At 38.1% G+C, this 17,642-nt stretch carries 16 protein-coding genes; 14 read left to right on the top strand and 2 right to left on the bottom strand.

What is annotated here, in order from left to right; genetic code table 11:
- The first annotated feature begins 194 nt into the window (after positions 1-194).
- From J671_RS20145 to J671_RS20100, 10 genes are all read left to right on the top strand, one after another.
- On the top strand, positions 195-914 hold the full coding sequence (locus J671_RS20145) for a response regulator transcription factor (RefSeq protein WP_031983212.1): 720 nt from the start codon (positions 195-197) through the stop codon (positions 912-914).
- 92 nt (positions 915-1,006) lie between these two features.
- The gene (gene iaaH / locus J671_RS20140; RefSeq protein ID WP_031983211.1) at positions 1,007-2,467 is read left to right on the top strand and encodes an indoleacetamide hydrolase; all 1,461 of its coding nucleotides are present in this window, start codon (positions 1,007-1,009) and stop codon (positions 2,465-2,467) included.
- A gap of 681 nt (positions 2,468-3,148) precedes the next feature.
- The gene (locus J671_RS20135; protein ID WP_031983209.1) at positions 3,149-4,210 is read left to right on the top strand and encodes an HlyD family secretion protein; all 1,062 of its coding nucleotides are present in this window, start codon (positions 3,149-3,151) and stop codon (positions 4,208-4,210) included.
- 25 nt (positions 4,211-4,235) lie between these two features.
- A complete protein-coding gene (locus tag J671_RS20130) occupies positions 4,236-5,783 on the top strand; it encodes a DHA2 family efflux MFS transporter permease subunit (protein WP_031983207.1) in 1,548 nt (515 codons plus the stop codon).
- A 188-nt stretch (positions 5,784-5,971) separates the two neighbouring features.
- Complete coding sequence (locus tag J671_RS20125; protein ID WP_170318192.1) at positions 5,972-6,760, top strand: hypothetical protein; 789 nt, start codon at positions 5,972-5,974, stop codon at positions 6,758-6,760.
- Positions 6,757-8,343 (top strand): GH3 family domain-containing protein, encoded by a 1,587-nt coding sequence (locus tag J671_RS20120; protein ID WP_031983205.1) that lies wholly within the window; start codon positions 6,757-6,759, stop codon positions 8,341-8,343. The genes J671_RS20125 and J671_RS20120 overlap by 4 nt, the downstream gene beginning before the upstream one ends.
- Entirely contained in the window at positions 8,340-9,668 is a 1,329-nt protein-coding gene (locus J671_RS20115) for a TolC family protein (protein WP_031983203.1), read from the top strand. The genes J671_RS20120 and J671_RS20115 overlap by 4 nt, the downstream gene beginning before the upstream one ends.
- Positions 9,661-10,824, top strand: coding sequence for a hypothetical protein (locus J671_RS20110; RefSeq protein WP_031983201.1), 1,164 nt, complete (start codon positions 9,661-9,663; stop codon positions 10,822-10,824). The genes J671_RS20115 and J671_RS20110 overlap by 8 nt, the downstream gene beginning before the upstream one ends.
- A 232-nt stretch (positions 10,825-11,056) precedes the next feature.
- Positions 11,057-12,028 carry a 5'/3'-nucleotidase SurE gene (gene surE / locus J671_RS20105; protein ID WP_081404939.1) on the top strand — a complete coding sequence of 324 codons (972 nt, stop codon included), beginning with the start codon at positions 11,057-11,059 and terminating at the stop codon, positions 12,026-12,028.
- Between the two features lie 11 nt (positions 12,029-12,039).
- Positions 12,040-12,684: a hypothetical protein gene (locus J671_RS20100; protein ID WP_031983199.1), complete on the top strand. Its 645-nt coding sequence runs from the start codon at positions 12,040-12,042 to the stop codon at positions 12,682-12,684.
- 35 nt (positions 12,685-12,719) lie between these two features.
- Here the strand turns inward: J671_RS20100 and J671_RS20095 are convergent, their stop codons facing one another.
- Positions 12,720-13,160 carry an HD domain-containing protein gene (locus J671_RS20095; RefSeq protein ID WP_031983198.1) on the bottom strand — a complete coding sequence of 147 codons (441 nt, stop codon included), beginning with the start codon at positions 13,158-13,160 and terminating at the stop codon, positions 12,720-12,722.
- Positions 13,161-13,455: 295 nt separating this feature from the next.
- On the opposite strand from J671_RS20095, the gene J671_RS20090 reads away from it, so the two are divergent.
- The 3 genes from J671_RS20090 (at position 13,456) to J671_RS20080 (ending at position 16,368) form a co-directional block, all read left to right on the top strand.
- Complete coding sequence (locus J671_RS20090) at positions 13,456-14,787, top strand: type II toxin-antitoxin system HipA family toxin (protein WP_004887176.1); 1,332 nt, start codon at positions 13,456-13,458, stop codon at positions 14,785-14,787.
- The gene (locus tag J671_RS20085) at positions 14,784-15,092 is read left to right on the top strand and encodes a helix-turn-helix domain-containing protein (protein ID WP_004887177.1); all 309 of its coding nucleotides are present in this window, start codon (positions 14,784-14,786) and stop codon (positions 15,090-15,092) included. Before J671_RS20090 ends, J671_RS20085 begins: the two co-directional genes overlap by 4 nt.
- A 727-nt stretch (positions 15,093-15,819) precedes the next feature.
- Complete coding sequence (locus J671_RS20080) at positions 15,820-16,368, top strand: TetR/AcrR family transcriptional regulator (protein WP_004887179.1); 549 nt, start codon at positions 15,820-15,822, stop codon at positions 16,366-16,368.
- A gap of 69 nt (positions 16,369-16,437) precedes the next feature.
- On the opposite strand, the gene J671_RS20075 is transcribed toward J671_RS20080, so the two are convergent.
- Complete coding sequence (locus J671_RS20075) at positions 16,438-17,271, bottom strand: hypothetical protein (RefSeq protein ID WP_228132361.1); 834 nt, start codon at positions 17,269-17,271, stop codon at positions 16,438-16,440.
- Positions 17,272-17,298: 27 nt separating this feature from the next.
- On the opposite strand from J671_RS20075, the gene J671_RS20070 reads away from it, so the two are divergent.
- Positions 17,299-17,642: helix-turn-helix domain-containing protein (locus J671_RS20070; RefSeq protein WP_068938174.1), on the top strand; the 344-nt coding region annotated here is incomplete at its 3' end.

The following is a 17,642-nucleotide window of genomic DNA, read 5'->3' as shown; positions in this document are numbered from 1 at the left end:
TTTTTTAATTTCGTATTTATATATATGTATTAGATGAAAGTATATATTGCTTTTATCACATAGCTAATTGTTTACTTCGCTGGAAAAATATTCCTTTTAAGAAGCTAATAAAAGGATGAGATTGGTATTAAGCTCAAAGGAAGCACTTAACCGATCTTCTTAAAAATTGATGGATTTCATTAAATAGGTAGATGATGACCGCACTTTTAGAAAAGGATTTCAGTCCATCTGAGTTTGCATTGTTTTCTGAAATATTATGGAAACTTGGCTCAGGGAAAGGGCAATACAATTTACGTGAAAATATCCTTGCAGATATTGCCATTTTATTACGGGCTGATTTCGCTGCATCTTACATTTGGGATTCAACCCATAACTTATCGAAAGAAGGTGTGATATGGAAAATCGACCCAAAAGCCATGAAGGACTATGAGTGTGTTTGGCAATTTAATGATCCGATTACGGCACAGCTTCGCAAACGTCAAAAACCAACATTTGTAAATGAAGTTATGCCTCTTGCTGACCTTAAAAAAACCAGCTATTACAATGAGTTTTTGAGAGCCTATGGTTTGTATCATGGCATAAATATTTATTTTGTCCGAAATGGTATGGATATTGGTGATTTACGCATTTGGCGTGCGAAAGACACCGACATGTTTGGTGAACGTGAAAAAAGAATATTAAGCCTACTTGAGCCTTATTTTACTCAAGCCTTACCCACTGATTTATCAAGCCAATACAGTTTAACTTCGCGTGAGCAAGAAGTGGTTCATTTAGTCTCTAAAGGTTTAAGTGATAAAGATGTGGCCAATTTACTTGGTATTAGCTTTACTACATTAAGAACTCATTTGAACAATTCTATGAGAAAAATCGGCTGCAATAATCGCACTGAAATGGCCTTGCTCATTCGGCATTAAAGTTTAAGCAATCCTCAATTTTGAGGATGCGAATGAATGAGCAATTTATACTAAGTTCCTAAAATTACAACTTAAATGGATTCTAAGTTACTATGTTAAATACAAATGAAAAAAATAATTGGATCGAATCACAGGGTTTATCAAACGCTTCAGTAGATATCATTACTAAACTGATTCATGAAAGAAAAGTATCTTGTGAAGAGCTTGTGCATCATTACTTCGATACGATTGAAAAACAGCAATCCTTAAATGCTTTTATTAGCACAGATAAAGCTTCAGCAATTCAGCAAGCTCAATATTGGGATGAATACCTACTGAGTGGAAAACCATGTCCAGCTTTGATGGGTATTTTAATTGCGGTTAAAGATAATATTCATGTTGCAGGTTTTCCAAATAGTGCAGGTACGCCAGCTTTAGCTCAATTTAGACCTCAAACTTCTGCACCCGTTATTCAAAAACTCATTGATCAAGGTGCAATCATTGTTGGTAAAGCCAATATGCACGAATTAGCCTTTGGGGTAACAGGTTATAATACTGCCATGCATATAGAGGGCGTTGTGGGTACACGAAATGCAGTAAACCCGTTACACATTGCTGGTGGGTCTTCTTCGGGTAGTGCGGTAGCTGTTGCGGCGGGTATGGTTCCGATTGCTATGGGTACAGACACAGGCGCTTCTATTCGTCTGCCAAGTGCCTTAAATGGCTGTGTCGGCTTTCGTCCTACGGTAGGGCGATATTCACAAGAAGGTATTACCCCGATTTCACATACTCGAGATACTGCTGGACCTATTGCACATACCGTATCTGACATTATCTTAGTTGATGAACTCATCACTCAAGAGCCAAAGAAAGAACCATTAGAGCCTCATCAAATTCGACTCGGTATCAATTCATATTTTTGGAATCATTTAGATGAAGACGTTTATGAACAGGCTCATATTGCGCTTGAGCTTTTAAAAAGTGCAGGAGTCGAAATTATTTCCGTTGATATGCCAAATTTAGAACAACTCAATCAAGCTATTTCATTTCCTGTGGCCATCTATGAAGGCAAATATGACCTGATTCAATATTTGAAAGATCATCATGTAAATTTGACCATAGAGGCTGTAGTCGATCAGATCTCAAGCCCAGATGTACAGGCAATTTTTAAACTGAATATTCTTCCAGAGCTAACTCTAGATCAGACGGGTCAATTTGTTCCTGTTTTACCTTTATATGAAAAAGCGATTAGTGAAGCTCGTCCACAATTGCTTGAACTCTACCAAAACATATTTAAAGCGCATAACTTACATGCTTTATTATTTCCGACATCACCGATTGTTGCACCACTAGCAAACGAAGACGTCTATTCAATTGAAACTTTCCAGACACTCATGCGAAATACAGACCCCGGAAGTAATATTGGAATACCGGGCCTGAGTTTACCTATTGGAAAGGGCGCGAAATCAAAACTGCCAATCGGATTTGAAATAGATGGCTTAGCTCATCAAGATAGTGAATTGCTTGCGATTGGAATAACTTTAGAAGAAATTTTTAAGATTTTAAATCAATAGACAAAACCTCTTAAATCACTATTTTTAAAGCTTTGTTTGTCTTTTAATAATAGGTCTAAATTTATTTTAAGACTGTTTTTTATCCAAAAAATTATAAGCCATTTTACTTGTTATAATGGCTTATTTATTAAGCAATCATTGCTTGTTAGATTTAATATTTTGTCAGTTTGTTGTTGTTAATTTTAGAAAATATAATATTTATAACTCATATATATTCTATTTTTATAAGTATAACAATTTTTATTGTTAACTCATTTTTAAATTACATATTATTTTAATTAATAATACTTAAATATTACATAATAAAATTTATTCTTAATATTTCTGCAATATATTGCTTTTATTAAAGGAGTTTTATTGAAGCTTAAATAAAAATTAAAATCTTTATTAACAATAGCTTGTATTGAATTTTTAGATGGATTTATTACGAGAAATCTACACTAGTTCGAATTACATAATTTTTAAACATAGTTTATATAATATGCTTTATTGACATAAATAGAAAAAATATATGGCAAAGAAGTCAATGATATTTAATTAACTTCAGAACCATAATTTGCACCAAATTTTACGCTGTCACGATTCATTGAATAAAACCAAGTGAAAAGTTACGTAAAAAAGAAACCAATAATTTTATTGGCTTAAATAAAAAATCGAATATTACAAATAAGCGGAATGAATATGGATAACGTAGCTCAGCTAGAAACTGATACTAATTTCCAAAGTCGAAAGAAAATAACTTGGGGTGTTTTTAGTGTCCTGCTGTTATTTTTAGTTGCTGGTATCGTATATTATTTTTTGGTATACCGATTCTATCAATCTACAGATAATGCTTATGTGCAAGCGGATGTGACTTGGGTTATGCCAAAAATTTCAGGCGAAGTGATGGAGTTATTAATTAACGATAATCAGGTGGTAAAAAAAGGGGAAACTTTAGCTGTATTAGACCATCGTGACTATCAAGCTCGTTATGACCAAGCCCGTTCTGTGGTCAGCTTAAAAGAAGCCGCACTGGGCGTACAACAACAAAATGAAAAGTCTGCCAAGTCGTCAATTACTGAAGCAAATAGTGGTGTAGTGGCAGCACAAGCCGACCTATCTCGTTTGAAAAAAGAATATGAGCGCTATCAAGATTTATTAAAAGATGGCGTGATTACCCGACAAAATTTTGAAGGGATCCAGTCTCAATATTTAACAGCTCAAGCACAGCTCAGCAAAGCGCAAGCCGCCGTAAATGCAGCAGAAGCTCAGTTGGGGAGCTTACAAGCGAGTCGGGCGCAGCTTTTAGCAGATATTCAAAGTGCCAATGCAAATTTAAACCTGTATCAGGTTGATTTAGCTTCATCAAAAGTGGTCAGTCCTGTTTCGGGTAAGATCGGTAGCCTTGCAATTCAAAAAGGTTCACGCGTTTCTCCACAAACTCGCTTAATGGCAATCATTCCTGAAAATAGTTTGTATGTACAAGCAAACTTCAAAGAAACCCAAATTGAAAAAATGCATATCGGTCAAAAAGTGAAGTTAAAACTTGATGCCTATCCGAGCCTCACCTATACCGGAAAAATTGAGAGTTTTTCACCAGCTTCAGGCGCAACTTTTTCACTCATGCCACCAGACAATGCAACGGGTAACTTTAACAAGGTTGTACAGCGTATTCCTGTACGTATTGCCATAGATTCAAGCCCACATATTGATTTGATAAAACCTGGAATGTCGGTGAGTGCCACCGTTGACCTAAGAACTTAATAAAAAAATTTTAGGTAATAAGAAAATGAATAAGCATGTTGAAGCCGAGTGGAGGTTTCCTGCAAAAACTGCATGGGCAATTTTTGCTGCCATGATTTTTGGCAACTTCATGGCGATTCTTGATATTCAGATTGTGGCGAGTTCTCTAAACGAAGTTCAAGCTGGTAGGAGTGCAAGTCGTTATGAAGTCACTTGGGTACAAACGGTTTATTTAATTGCCGAAATTATTGCAATTCCAATGTCGAGTATTGTCTCGCGAGTGCTTTCAACACGGGTGTATTACACCATGTGTGCAATCGGCTTTACGGTGAGTTCTTTACTTTGTGCTTTGTCATGGAACTTGGAAAGTTTACTGGTGTTCCGTGGTATTCAAGGCTTTATGGGCGGTGGCATGATTCCGACTTCCATGACGGCGTTGTATTTACTGTTTCCAGAACCAAAACGTTCATTGCCTTTGGTTATGTTTGGCATGATCAGTACTTTAGGTCCAGCGATTGGTCCAACCATTGGCGGTTGGCTTACCAATAATTTCTCATGGCACTGGATGTTCCTGATCAATATTATTCCAGGCATTATCATTGCTACGGTCATTTACTCAGGTCCAAATATCGACCGTGCAAACTATTCACTCATCAAAAGCATGGACTGGTTTAGTCTGGTCGGTATGGCGATGTTTTTGGGTGGGCTTGAATATTTCCTCGATGAAGGCGCACGACATGACTGGCTTGCCGACACAGGCGTTCGTATTGCTTTTATGGTCTGTGTTCTAGGCGGCATGATTTTCTTCTCTAGAAGTTTTACCCAGCCTAAGCCTTTGCTCGATTTATCGGTATTTAAAAACAAAAACTTTACTTTGAGTGCTATTACAACGTTTGTGATTGGCATGGCGCTGTATGGCTTGGGTTACATGATTCCTGTGTTTCTTGGGCAAGTCCGTGAAATGAATAGTAGCCAGATTGGTCACGTCATGATGGTGACAGGCATTGTCATGTTCTGTTTTGCGCCTTTCCTTGCGTGGCTTATTCCTAACTTCGATACCCGCAAAACCGTATTTGTTGGAATGGTTCTGGCTGGTTTTGGTGTATGGCTCAATTCGCATCTCAGCATTCATAGCGATTATGACTTTATGTTTTGGCCGCAAATATACCGTGGTATTGGTCTTATGATTTGCCTGATTGTGGTTTCGCATTTGGCGATGAGCACTTTGCCACTCAGTAAAGTAGCCGATGCGAGTGGTATTTATAACCTCATGCGGAATATCGGTGGTGCGGTTGGACTGGCGCTCATTAACTCATCCTTAGACTGGCTAACAGCCATGCACGTCACTCAGATTAATCAGTCAATGACACCGCAAAACTGGATATTTACAGAACGACTCGACCAACTCACGGCGCAATATCAGGAAGTCGGCGCAAATGCTCAGCAAATCGCGCTCAGTGTGATTTACCGTGACATTCACTTTCAAGCATTAACATCGAGTTTCAACGATTTATTACGCATGCTCGCAATCATCATGTTTGTGACCGCTTTTTTAACCATCTTTATGGATAGGGGGAAGAAAATGAATATGTAAGGTTTTAGCAGTAGAGGGCAGCTTTTAAAGAATGAAAAACAATAGGGCATATCAAAACGTATCCCTTCATAGAAAAAGAACATTTATACGAGTTTCTAATATCGCCGTATAAGCGATTGGAACTCACAGATCTGAATGTGGGAGATTAAAGTATTATGATTAATACAACATATAAACTGATTTCAAAATTGAACCTGAAAAATGCAACTTATGGGCAATATTTTGAAAAAGAGCAAATTGATACTGATCGACTAAAAGTGATGTATTCCATTTACGAACAGTATTATGAAAATACCAGATTTTCTATTTTTGTAGATGATTTTGAAAATAAAAGCGGTGCGATTTTAATTTTTGACTCTGAAACAGACGAAATAGTCGGTTTCTCGACGGTTGTTGTGCAGCACTTTTATTTAAACGGTAAAGACTACACCGTACTCTTTAGCGGTGATACGGTTATTTTGAAGAAGTTCTGGGGCACGCGTAGTTTACAAAGCACTATGCTTAAACTCATGATTAAGCTCCGAATCAAATATCCTTTTAACGAACTTTATTGGCTCCTTATTTCTAAGGGCTATAAGACCTATCTCTTACTAGCCAATAACTATTATGTGTATTACCCAAACATTAAAGATGAAAACCAACACCTTTCGGAAGTGGTTGAGCACTACTGTGAAAAATTCTTTGGTGAATACTATGACCGTGAAGCAGGCTTACTCAACTTTGGTGATGACTATCAGCCACTAAAAGGCGAAGTTGCACCCATTACTGCCGAAATGAGAGAAAAGAACCCAAATATTCATTTCTTTGAACAGAAAAACCCAACTTGGAAAGCCGGTACAGAATTGCCGTGTATTGGCCGTCTTGGCTGGAAAGATATTGCCCGTTTCCCAGTAAAGCTGATGACTAAGCCGACCAGTAAAGGAAAGTTTGAAGCCCGTGTAACTCATAAAACAAAACGTAGAGAGGCTATCCAATGAAATCTAATGAATGGCTGACTCTCGGTTCGCATCTTATTTTAAAAAAATGGTGTGATGCATCTGACCGTAATTTTCAAAAGCAGTTTAATGCTCTAGAGACCACGCAACGTCAAATTTTGCATTCGATATTACAGACTTCTACCTTTGCTAAAGATAAGAAAGTTCAAAACTATGAGCAGTTTGTAAAAGCCTTTCCTGCCACTCGCTATAGTGCATGGCGAGAAGATATTCAGCATTACCGTGAACAAAAGCTTTCACTCTCGAGCAGTAAATTGGTTCGTTTTCAGCCGACCAGTGGTTCGAGCGAACAAATCAAGTTTATTCCATACACCAAGCTGTTTTTAGATGAACTTGACCATGCGATTGCGCCGTGGATGGCAAGTTTATACCGTAAATGTCCACAGCTGAGTTCGGGTACACATTACTGGTCGGTGTCATGGTTGCCTGAAAGTCAGCGTGAAGTTTTAAAAGATAAAAATCTAAATGATGACAGTGCGCTACTTGGCGTAGGTAAACGTATATTGTCTAAGTTTACCCAAGCCGTTCCAAGTAACGTTGCCTTTGCAGCCAATGCTGACGATGCACTTTTTGCCACAATTTGCTACTTGGTGGCGAACCGTAACTTAGCCATGATTTCGGTGTGGAGCCCAACGTTTGCTTTGCAATTGCTTGAACGTTTGGAGTCACTACAACAAGACGTGATTGAGGTTTTACAAAGTGGTTCATGGGGTAACCGTCAGGCTTCACTAAAAGAAGTCACTGCACCGCGTAGCCCTGAAAGTGCTCAAGCCTTAAGTAATGCTTCAAACGGAGCACAGATTGACTTTAAAAAGCTCTGGCCAAAGTTAAGTTTAGTGTCGAGTTGGGATACTGCAGGTTCAAAAGCTTGGGCCGAGAAATTAAAAGAGAAATTGCCCAGTGTTCAGTTTGAAGGCAAAGGGCTATGGGCGACCGAAGGTGTAGTGACTATTCCCTATAACAACCAATACCCATTGGCTTACCAAAGTCATTTCTATGAATTTGAATATTTAGAGGGTGAGAAACAAGGTCAAATCGTTCCTTCATGGCAGCTTAAACAAGGTGATGTGGTGAGTCCACTCATTACTTCGGGTAATGGCTTACTGCGTTACTGTCTAGATGACTGCTTAAAAGTGACTGGCTTTTTAGAGCAAATTCCGTGTTTTGAGTTCCAAGGCCGCCGTTTTGGTGTAGATCTGGTTGGTGAGAAACTTGCACCTGAAACTGCTCAACAGTTGTTGTCTCAGTTAAATGAAACGGAATCTAAAGCGATTTCCTTACTTGCTATTGATACGGAGCAACAGGTTAAACCATTTTATTGCGTGCTTTTTGAAGGTGAAATTCACCACAGCATTAGCAATGAATATATTGACAGTATTTTACGTCAAAACTTCCATTATGAACTTGCACGAAACTTGGGGCAGCTCGACCAGCCTCAAATTCGTCAAGCCAATAATGGTTGGAATGCGTATAAGCAACTGGTCATGTTTGATGGCATTATCGAAGGCAATATCAAGCCTGAGCCACTTAAGAAAGTCACCCTTAATAGTTTGGAACAACTATGAAAGGGATGAAGTCATTTAATACTCGTTTTTTAACACTTCGACACGCCTTATATTTAGGCGTGTTGATTGTGTCGAATACACAGGCCATGACTTTAGACGAGGCGTTGTCTGCCAGTTTAAGACATGAAAGTCAGCTTGAAGTCAGCCGTTTAAGTGTAAACCAGTCTACCGCTATGCTTGAACAGGCTAAACAGCGTGATGGACTTAAAGTCAATTTAGTCGGGCAACTAGACTATGAACGAATAGATACGCCGCCAAAAGTTATGTTTCCAACCGAAGGAAACCGTAAAGGACGAAGTTTGCAGTTACAGGCAGATTATCCGATTTATACCTCTGGGCGGCATCGTTTGGGTGTAGATATTGCCGAGAGTCAGCTTTCTGCTCAACACCAAGGCTTGTCAGATCAACGATCGGAAACCATTTTAAATACAGTCATGGTCTATACCGACGTATTAAAGAAAAAAGCCATTTTAGAACTTAGACAAAAGACCATGGCGAACCTGCAACGGTCTTTATATGAGTCAAAGCGCCGTTTTGATGTCGGTATGATTCCCCGTGCAGATTTGGCTCAGGTTTTAGCGCAAGTCGCCCAAGGCCAAGCCGATATTACACAGGCGCAGTCTAACTTGACTGTAAGTGAAGCACAGTTTTATCAAGTAACTGGTACAACACCTGACAACCTTGTTGCGATTAAACAATTGCCTGCTATACCAAATGGGCTAGATGAAATTTTGGCGCAAACCAAGAATCATCCGGCTTTAATGCGCGCTAAATATGAAATGCAAGCTGCAGAGAAACAATACGCTTTAACTAAACGGGAACTCTGGCCAACGGTTATGCTGACCAGTCGTGCCGGAAAGCAAGATGAAGCGAGTTATATTGGTTCTGAAAGTAATAACTATATGGTCGGGTTACAGCTCAATGTACCGCTCTATGACGATGGTTTAAATCGCGCCAATGTTAAAAAAGCGCAGGCCGATATTGATTTGGCTCACCAGAAAATACGAAGTCTTGAACTGGACTTAAATAAGCGTACCCGTACCACCTATGCACAGCTTCAAACCATCCGACAAAATAAAGACGCATTGGCAAATGCCATAGAGGCAGCGTCTATTGCTTTTGTCTATACACGTAAAGAGTTTGATGTGGGCACCAAAACTACCTTTGATTTGCTCAATACCGAGCAGAAACTACTCGATGCCCAAACCCAAAAAACCGTAAATGACCAAGACGAAGTAGTATTTGTCTATCAGCTACTCGACCAAATGGGACGTTTAAACAGTTTGGTTCCTATGCAGACCGCACAACAGGTGAATAATGAATAAAACAAATACACCCCTTGCGAATAACACTCTCATTACCCGTGAAGCGACTTTGGCAGATGACGAAGATTTACGAGAGTTAATTGCGGTGCCCATGACCACCAAAGGTATACAAATTAGCTTTCAGCGTGAACCGAGTTATTTTAAGGCGTCCGACATTGTCTATCGGCATAAACTGCATGTTGTAATTGAAGATACCGAAAGCCAAAAGAAAGTGGCTTGTTATAGCAATGGCTATCGTCCTTGTTATGTCGACCGAAACATACAGAACTTACGCTACGCGGGCGACTTACGGGTAGACCATAGCTATCGGGGTAAATCACTGGTGAAGGTATTAGGCAAGCATGTAAAAGATACCATGCACGCACCTAACTTTAGCCAAATGATTATTTTTGATGATAACCATGCTGCACGCGCCGCTATACAAACGGGCAAAACGGGAATGCCCTATTATTATGATGAAGGGCTTATAGAGACACTCAGCCTAACGAGCACTGGCGCAAAAAGAAAAGTCACGGCTTTTTTAAAGCAGACTTCTCAGCAAAGTAATATTCAAGAGATCCGTAGCTGTGTTGCCGAAGCTCAGCATGTACCAGCCATGAACCAGTTTATTCGCGACATGGCAGAGTTTTACAACTTTATCCCCGCCTATAACTTTGAAGAACTTGCCCAAGGTCATCAGTATTTTTCAGGGATGAAACTTTCGGACTTTTCACTTTACTTTAAGGGTGAAAAACTAGTGGGTATGTTTGGCTTGTGGGATCAGCATAGTATTAAGCAAACCAAAATTCTAAATTACAGTTCGGCCATAGCTGTGCTTAGACCCGTTTATAACTTTTTGACGCCAATAACTAAGGGCATGCGTTTGCCTAAACTTGGCGACTCTATTCAGTACCATGTACTGCATACGCTTATGTGCCATCCCGAAGATTTGGCTTTGCATCATAAAATGCTCGAAGATGCCTATAACAAGTCAAAACAGCAGGGTGTTGGCGTGGTGAGTTTTACGCTTTCCCATAAAGACCCGCGTTATCAGTTAAACCAGTTTTATAAAGGTGAGCGTTTAACGGGTATGCATGGCTTTATTAGTTTTGAAGGTGACCCACGACCAAATTTTGATAAAAACCTGATTCCATATTTAGAGGTTGGGCGTATTTAATTTAAAGCCTAAGGTGATACTTTTAATGAAGCCCACGAAAGTGGGTTTTGTCATTTTTAACATGAACAATGAGGCTGATAATTAGTTGATAAAAAGAAATATAGGAATAACTTATAATATAATTATTTAATTTTTAATGGAAAAATATTTGGATTTTTACGAGTGCTTAGTCACTAAACCTACATATAGGGCAACTACTATACAAATCAAAATTTAAGAACATGGTAGTTAAGTGATGAAAAAAAGTTTATTGGGCGGCCTTATTCTGTCTTTGTGTACGACTCAAGCTTTTGCATTAAATATTTTATTGGTTAATGATGACGGTCTAACAAGCAATATCAAAGCACTTTATGACGAATTAAAAGCAAATGGTCATAACGTGCTTGTGTCTGTACCGTGTTCACCACAAAGTGGTCGCGGTGGCGCAATTGTGATGTACAGCTCAACAACGATTACTGCGGATAATGATAAGCAAATTGCGGCTGAAAATGGTTGTCACAATGGCGCAGCACCAATTGGCGCCCCTGCCGCTGGAACTTTTACCAAAGCGGGTTATACCAATGGTGACTGGAGCTACACGCATGGTACACCAGTCATGGCAACAGTTTATGGACTAGATGTGGTTGCGCCAAAGCGTTGGGGTAAAGCACCAGATTTGGTTTTATCTGGCCCGAATGAAGGCCAAAATGTCGGAAAAGTCGTTGTACACTCTGGCACCATTGGCAATGTACAGTTTTCGGCAGGACGTGGCATTCCGTCTATTGCATTAAGCGCCGATACAAACACGGTAGATGACAAAACTTTAAACAACCCTAACTCTGCGATTGTGGCAAAACAAACCGTAGTGTTATTAAAAGAATTACAAGCTAAGGCAGGTAAGGGCCAGTTGTTGCCAAAAGGCATTACGCTAAATGTGAATTTCCCTAAAAATTTAACAACCAGCACGCCGTTTGCTTTTTCAAAAATTGGGACTTATGACTTATATAAATTGAAGTTCCAAGTGACCAAAGATAGTAAAGGCAACAATCAATTTGGCCTTGGAATAGACGCGACACCATCGGCGCCAACTGCCGCTCAAATGTCGGATGAAAGTGCTGTAATGCAAAGCAAAATTGCTGTGACTGCAATGCAAGTTGCTTATGACCAACGACCAGCAGGTCAAGAATGGCTTAAAATCCGTTTAAAAAGCTTATTTAACAAGTAAGGAGAAAGACCATGAAACGTTGTTTGTTGGTTTTACTCCTTGGGCTTGGATTGGCGGCTTGTAATGACAATGATCATGATGACCAAGTCTCGACTGAAAAACCTGCACTAGTGCCGAGCTTAGACGTCGGAACTTATATTATTAGTACCGAAACTGATCAAGAATTACCTATGGCAGGGAAATACTATTCTGGTGCAGATGGGACTAAATTATTGGTTTTAGATGATGACGAAAACCGTGCCAAGATTGTGATGAGCTATGATGCAAAAACCAAAGCTTGGCGAAGCAACCAGTCTAATCAGGCGATTACAGTCGAATTAGCACATTATGAAAAAATTGCTGATCAAAAACTTTTGCTTAATCAATTGGTCGGCACCTACGATTTATCGTTTCCAGATGGAACGACGGTAAATGCCGAGGTGAATGCACAAGGTAAAATTGTCTCGAAAGATTCGAATTGTGTGTTTATGGGTGTGATTACTGAAAGTGCATTAGCCAATACGGCAAACTATCAACTTACTGATAACAAGTGTGATGCGCTAAAAAATAACTCAAAAGGTTATGTTGTGGTAGATGAAGATTTAGAGCCTATGAGTTTTAGACTTGTATCTGACGCGGTTGCATCAAAAGACATTTGGGCATTTGCACAATCTTAAAAATAAAAAAGACAACGGATTCATTTCGTTGTCTTTTATCTCAACCTATCTTGCGCCGTTGAAACAATTAACATGGTTTGAAGGTAATAATCGACACGTGACTGATTATTTTCTTTATGTGAATTATGCGCATTAAAAGCTGCATCATGAAGTTTTACGACTCGAGCGATCGGGTTCAAACCACAACGAATTAAATATTCTTCGCGTGTTTCATCTTCACGTTTAGTTAATGCATCTACTGCATCACGGACTTCTTTTCCAAATAAGCTTTCGATTTTTTCTAGGGTAAGAGGCGTGTCTTCAACACTATCGTGGAGAAGAGCGGTAATAATATAGACTTCTGAAAATTGATGCTCGATTAATGAATTGACCACACCTTTAATATGGTAATCAAAGTAATCATGAGGACCATACTTTTGACCTCGATGCGATTCTTTTGATAATTTCTCTGCCAATTCAACTTTATTTTGAGTCATTTTTTGCTCTTATTACTTTAAGTATATGACACGGCCTAATGGGCGAGATGGGTAGTTTAAGTCATAATTTTATACTGAATAAGCTACTTTGTTGTGAATACTCTCGTTTGTTTGGTGAATCTCCACAATGTAATATTCAACATATGAAAACGGATAAATAAATTATTGCTATCTATAAATATGAGATGCGCAAAAATTTGCTCACTTTTATCTAAAATAAATCAAATTGAGCAAATATATTCACAAAAACTTATTTTTATAGTATTTTTGAGAAAATAATTGCTCATTTACACGAATGAAAAAATTAACAATACAGGCTTTACTAAATAAAAACTGGATAGATATAGCAGAACTAAAACTGCTGAAACCTAAGTTGGGTTCGGCTAGCGCCAGTGAACTAGAATATGAATTGGATTATGCAATTCAATATTTAGACAGACGAGATGAGCACGCCTGTAGTTTATCACTTCCTGTACAAATTCTTATCAAACACGAATCGGACACATGGTTTGGCTTTTTAGATGATATTGTTCCATCTGGCGCTGCACGCCGTTATTGGGTGAATTATCTAGATTTACAACGCTTAACCTATGCGGAACAAGAAAGTATTCTATTAGAAAAAGGTGGGATGGCACCTGTTGGTAATTTACGAATTAAAGAAGCATTGCCTCCACTAAACCCAGAGTCAACCTTGCACTTACGTTATTTTAGTAAGGAAGATGTGGCTGAGCGTAATATTGATTTTCTGGAATATGCTCAACAAATGGGAGCAATTAGTGGTGGTGCAACTGGTGCAGGCGGTGAAGCTCCCAAGTTGCTTATTCGTGTTTCACCAGAACAAAAAGTCTGGATTGACACCTACCAAGAAAAATTTGATCAGCCAGATCAGCATTATTTAGTTAAATTTCCGCGAAATAAACGTAGCGAGATTGATTGCGATATTCTCAGAGCTGAATATTATTACTATCAAATACTCAATGAGTTAGGTTTCAATACGATAGAGACGACTCAAATGCAGCTCATTGAAGGTACAAAATATCCGTCATTGTGGCTTCCAAGATTCGATACAGAATGGTGTGATCAATATTGGCACCGCTATGGTCTAGAGTCTGTGTATTCGGTACTAAATAAGTCTTCTGGCAGTCATCTTAATCATTTTGAAGTGATTGAAGATCTATGTAGATTACTCACAAGTATTGATTCAGATTTTGATGTACCACAATTTATTTGTGAGTGGTTACAACGAGATTTACTCAATATCATTTTTGGTAACTCAGATAACCATGGGCGTAATACATCATTTCTAAAAAAATCTGGAAAAATTTATCTTTCGCCTATTTATGACTTTGCACCTATGAAAGCCGATCCGGAAGTTGTGACCAGGTCGACGACTTGGGGAAGTCCGTACGAGGAAGGTGGTGAATACCGTTGGGCGCAAATTACACAAAAACTTGCTCCTTGGTGCGATCCCGATTTATCTCTAGCAACATTAAGGACTTTGGCGAATAACCTGCTTGGCTTAAAGCAACGATTAGTTGATAAAGGTGTACCAAAACAAATTATTGAAATGCCAGCGCTGTCATTTGATTACATAGAAGCTAAATTGAAAAGATGGGAACTGCTATGAATGTAAAAAATCAAACCAAAGACCGTCAGCAGATTCTTATAGATTTATATAAACAATATTTGTTGAGTGAGATTACTTTGGGGCAATTGCTATCGTATTTACGCAAAAATGTGTTGGGTTTGTCGCAAGAACAATATGCTAATTTGGTGGGTATAAGCCGTCGGACTTTAACGGACATTGAGCAGGATAAAGGTAAACTCACTCAGTCTGTGTTAGATAAAGTGTTTAAACCACTTGGTTTAAAAGCAGGGCTTGTACCTACGCATGAACATATTGTTAGCAAAATTATAAAGCCAAACGAGTAAGAAACTATTTAAATGTTCACAAGGGAACGCTTGTGAACACTAAAATGATAATTTTTGAACCAATCTAATATATAAATTTTTTCAACTTTAAAATTTAACTTAATGATATAAAAGCAGATTGTAAATATTACTTAAGAATATCCTTAATTATGTAATTAAATGAAAAATAATAATTATTTAAATATTTTCTAGCCAATTTCACATTGACACTTCAAATATTGGAGATTACCATTTGCGGGCTGGCCTACATCGCCAGACGGTTTTAGCAGACCGTTCACTCCGCATCAGAATTTATTCCTTCTGAGGGATAGTTCTATGTGTACCTCTCGTCTCTTTCCCGTAGCGGTAGGACGGGAGAGGGACACCTACGGGTGTGCTAGTTGAGTGACTAGTCTGCTAACCCTCTTTCGTTCTGCCACCATAAATCTTATGCTTTGGCAGAACTCCATATATAAGGAGTTAGCTTTGCGCATCCATCATTTCTTGGCACCCATTGCCAAAAGCTATAACAACACAGCTTAAAACATTTAACACAGCTTGGTCGCCGTAAGGCTTTTTCAGGCTTTAACTCGTTATTACTTAAAACTTTCATCAACAACTAAAACTTGAGATGTGCTAGGCACAGTCTTTACGGCTTTGCTACGCCTTTTTTTCACCTTTAGAAAAGTGGAAGGCTTTTATATCTCATTTATATACAACAAAAAATTTAATTTATAACGGTAAAAATATGCCAAATTTAGTTCTCCCAACACGTGCATTAAAAGTCGTCAATAAATCAATTGAGCTGTTCCATTACAACGGGTTTCATATCGTGGGTGTCGACAGACTTGTGAAAGAGTCAGAAATACCAAAAATGACGTTTTATAACTACTTTCAATCTAAAGAACGCTTTATTGAAATCTGCCTGATGGTGCAAAAAGAACGACTTCAAGAAAAAGTAGTCACTATGCTCGAATACGACCACGACACAAGCGCAGCCGATAAACTCAAAAAGCTCTATAACTTACACGCAGACATAGACGGGCTGTATTACCTATTATTTAAAGCCATTTTTGAAACGAAAAATAACTACCCAAACGCCTATACAACCGCCGTGAGATATAGAACATGGCTCACCAACGAAATATATAGCCAGCTTAGAGCACTTAACCCCGATGCTTCTTTTACCGATGCCAAACTATTTTTATATATGATCGAAGGCGCTGTCATTCAGCGTTTAAGCTCAGATGAAGTTGATGAAAGGGGGTTGGAGGTGTTTTTGAGGGGGATGGGGTGAGGGTATTATTATAGCTATTTTATAATACCCTTTTAAAAATGTAAGTTTAGGTGCTTTTCTGAGAAGAAATTAAGTATTGCAGGCTTCAATATGTTTAAAGATCTTTTCGCAAAGTTCTTTTGCAGGTTCGGTAAGCACCCAATCTTCGTAAGTCATTAAAATTTTGCATATTTCACAAAAACTGACTTTGTCATCAATTGTACCAGAAGCATCTGAAAATAAGCGAGGTGGATTTGATTGAAGTAATAAGTTCTTATCTTTGATAATAATCTCATCAATAATTTTTCCGATACCTTCACTACTTATAAAATTAGTAGAAGAATTCAATTGATCGATATCAAAATTAGAAGTATCTTTAGTAAATCCTCTATGATTTAGATTGATAATGGTTTCATCGTTTAATGTGATTTGATCCTTTGTTTTATTTATTCCTTGAAACTTTATCAAACATGCCTTATGAATTATCGATGAATCCAATGTATTTTCTATTTCTTTACAAGGTAGAATATAAACATTCTCTGGTTTTAATTCAGATTCCCATTCTTGTAATCTTTTTGCTTTTCCTTCATTATCCCCGTCCGCTAATAATAATATATTTTTAGAAATAGCTTTGGCAGTCAGGCCTTTGCTATTTTCAAGAAATTTTAGTGCCTCTTCTTTTGATGGATAATCATCAATAAAACTCCAATGTGTTATGTTTCCACCAGCATATTCAATAAAAGTATAATGGAAGTTAGGCATAAAGCTTTTGTATTTTTTATACTTTTCAGGTTTTGAAAATTCGATTTCCTTTAAATATTTATCCATTAATTTAGATAAATACATTCTGTCAGTAACGCCTTCAACCCAAATTGTACAATTAGCTAGATAAACAGAGGCAGAGTAAAACTTGAAGTGCGACATAAACCACCTAATTAATTTAAAGGGTTTATGGAGTATATAAAATTGTCATACCATCATCTTAACTTTGAAGATCGTACTGCATTAATGCTTGAGTCAAGAAAAGAAGGCTTTTCAGCCAGAAAATTTGCTGAACTCATTAAAAGACATCCTAGTACGATCTATCGTGAGCTTAAAAGAAATAGCATCAATGACGTTTATCAAGCTCGATATGCTTCTGATAACACCTTCGCTAGACGTAGACGTGGTCACAGAAAACTCAAAATCGATTCAATCCTCTGGAAATTTATTGTTGAAGCGATCCGTTGTTTATGGTCTCCTCAGCAAATAGCAAAGCGTTTAAAGACATTTCCTGATTTGGATCAAACAATGAA

It is taken from the genome of Acinetobacter sp. 1130196 (assembly GCF_000588095.1).
Lineage (GTDB): Bacteria > Pseudomonadota > Gammaproteobacteria > Pseudomonadales > Moraxellaceae > Acinetobacter > Acinetobacter nosocomialis.
The sequence above is the reverse complement of the archived record's forward strand: the minus strand, read 5'-3'. Positions and strand labels throughout refer to the sequence as shown.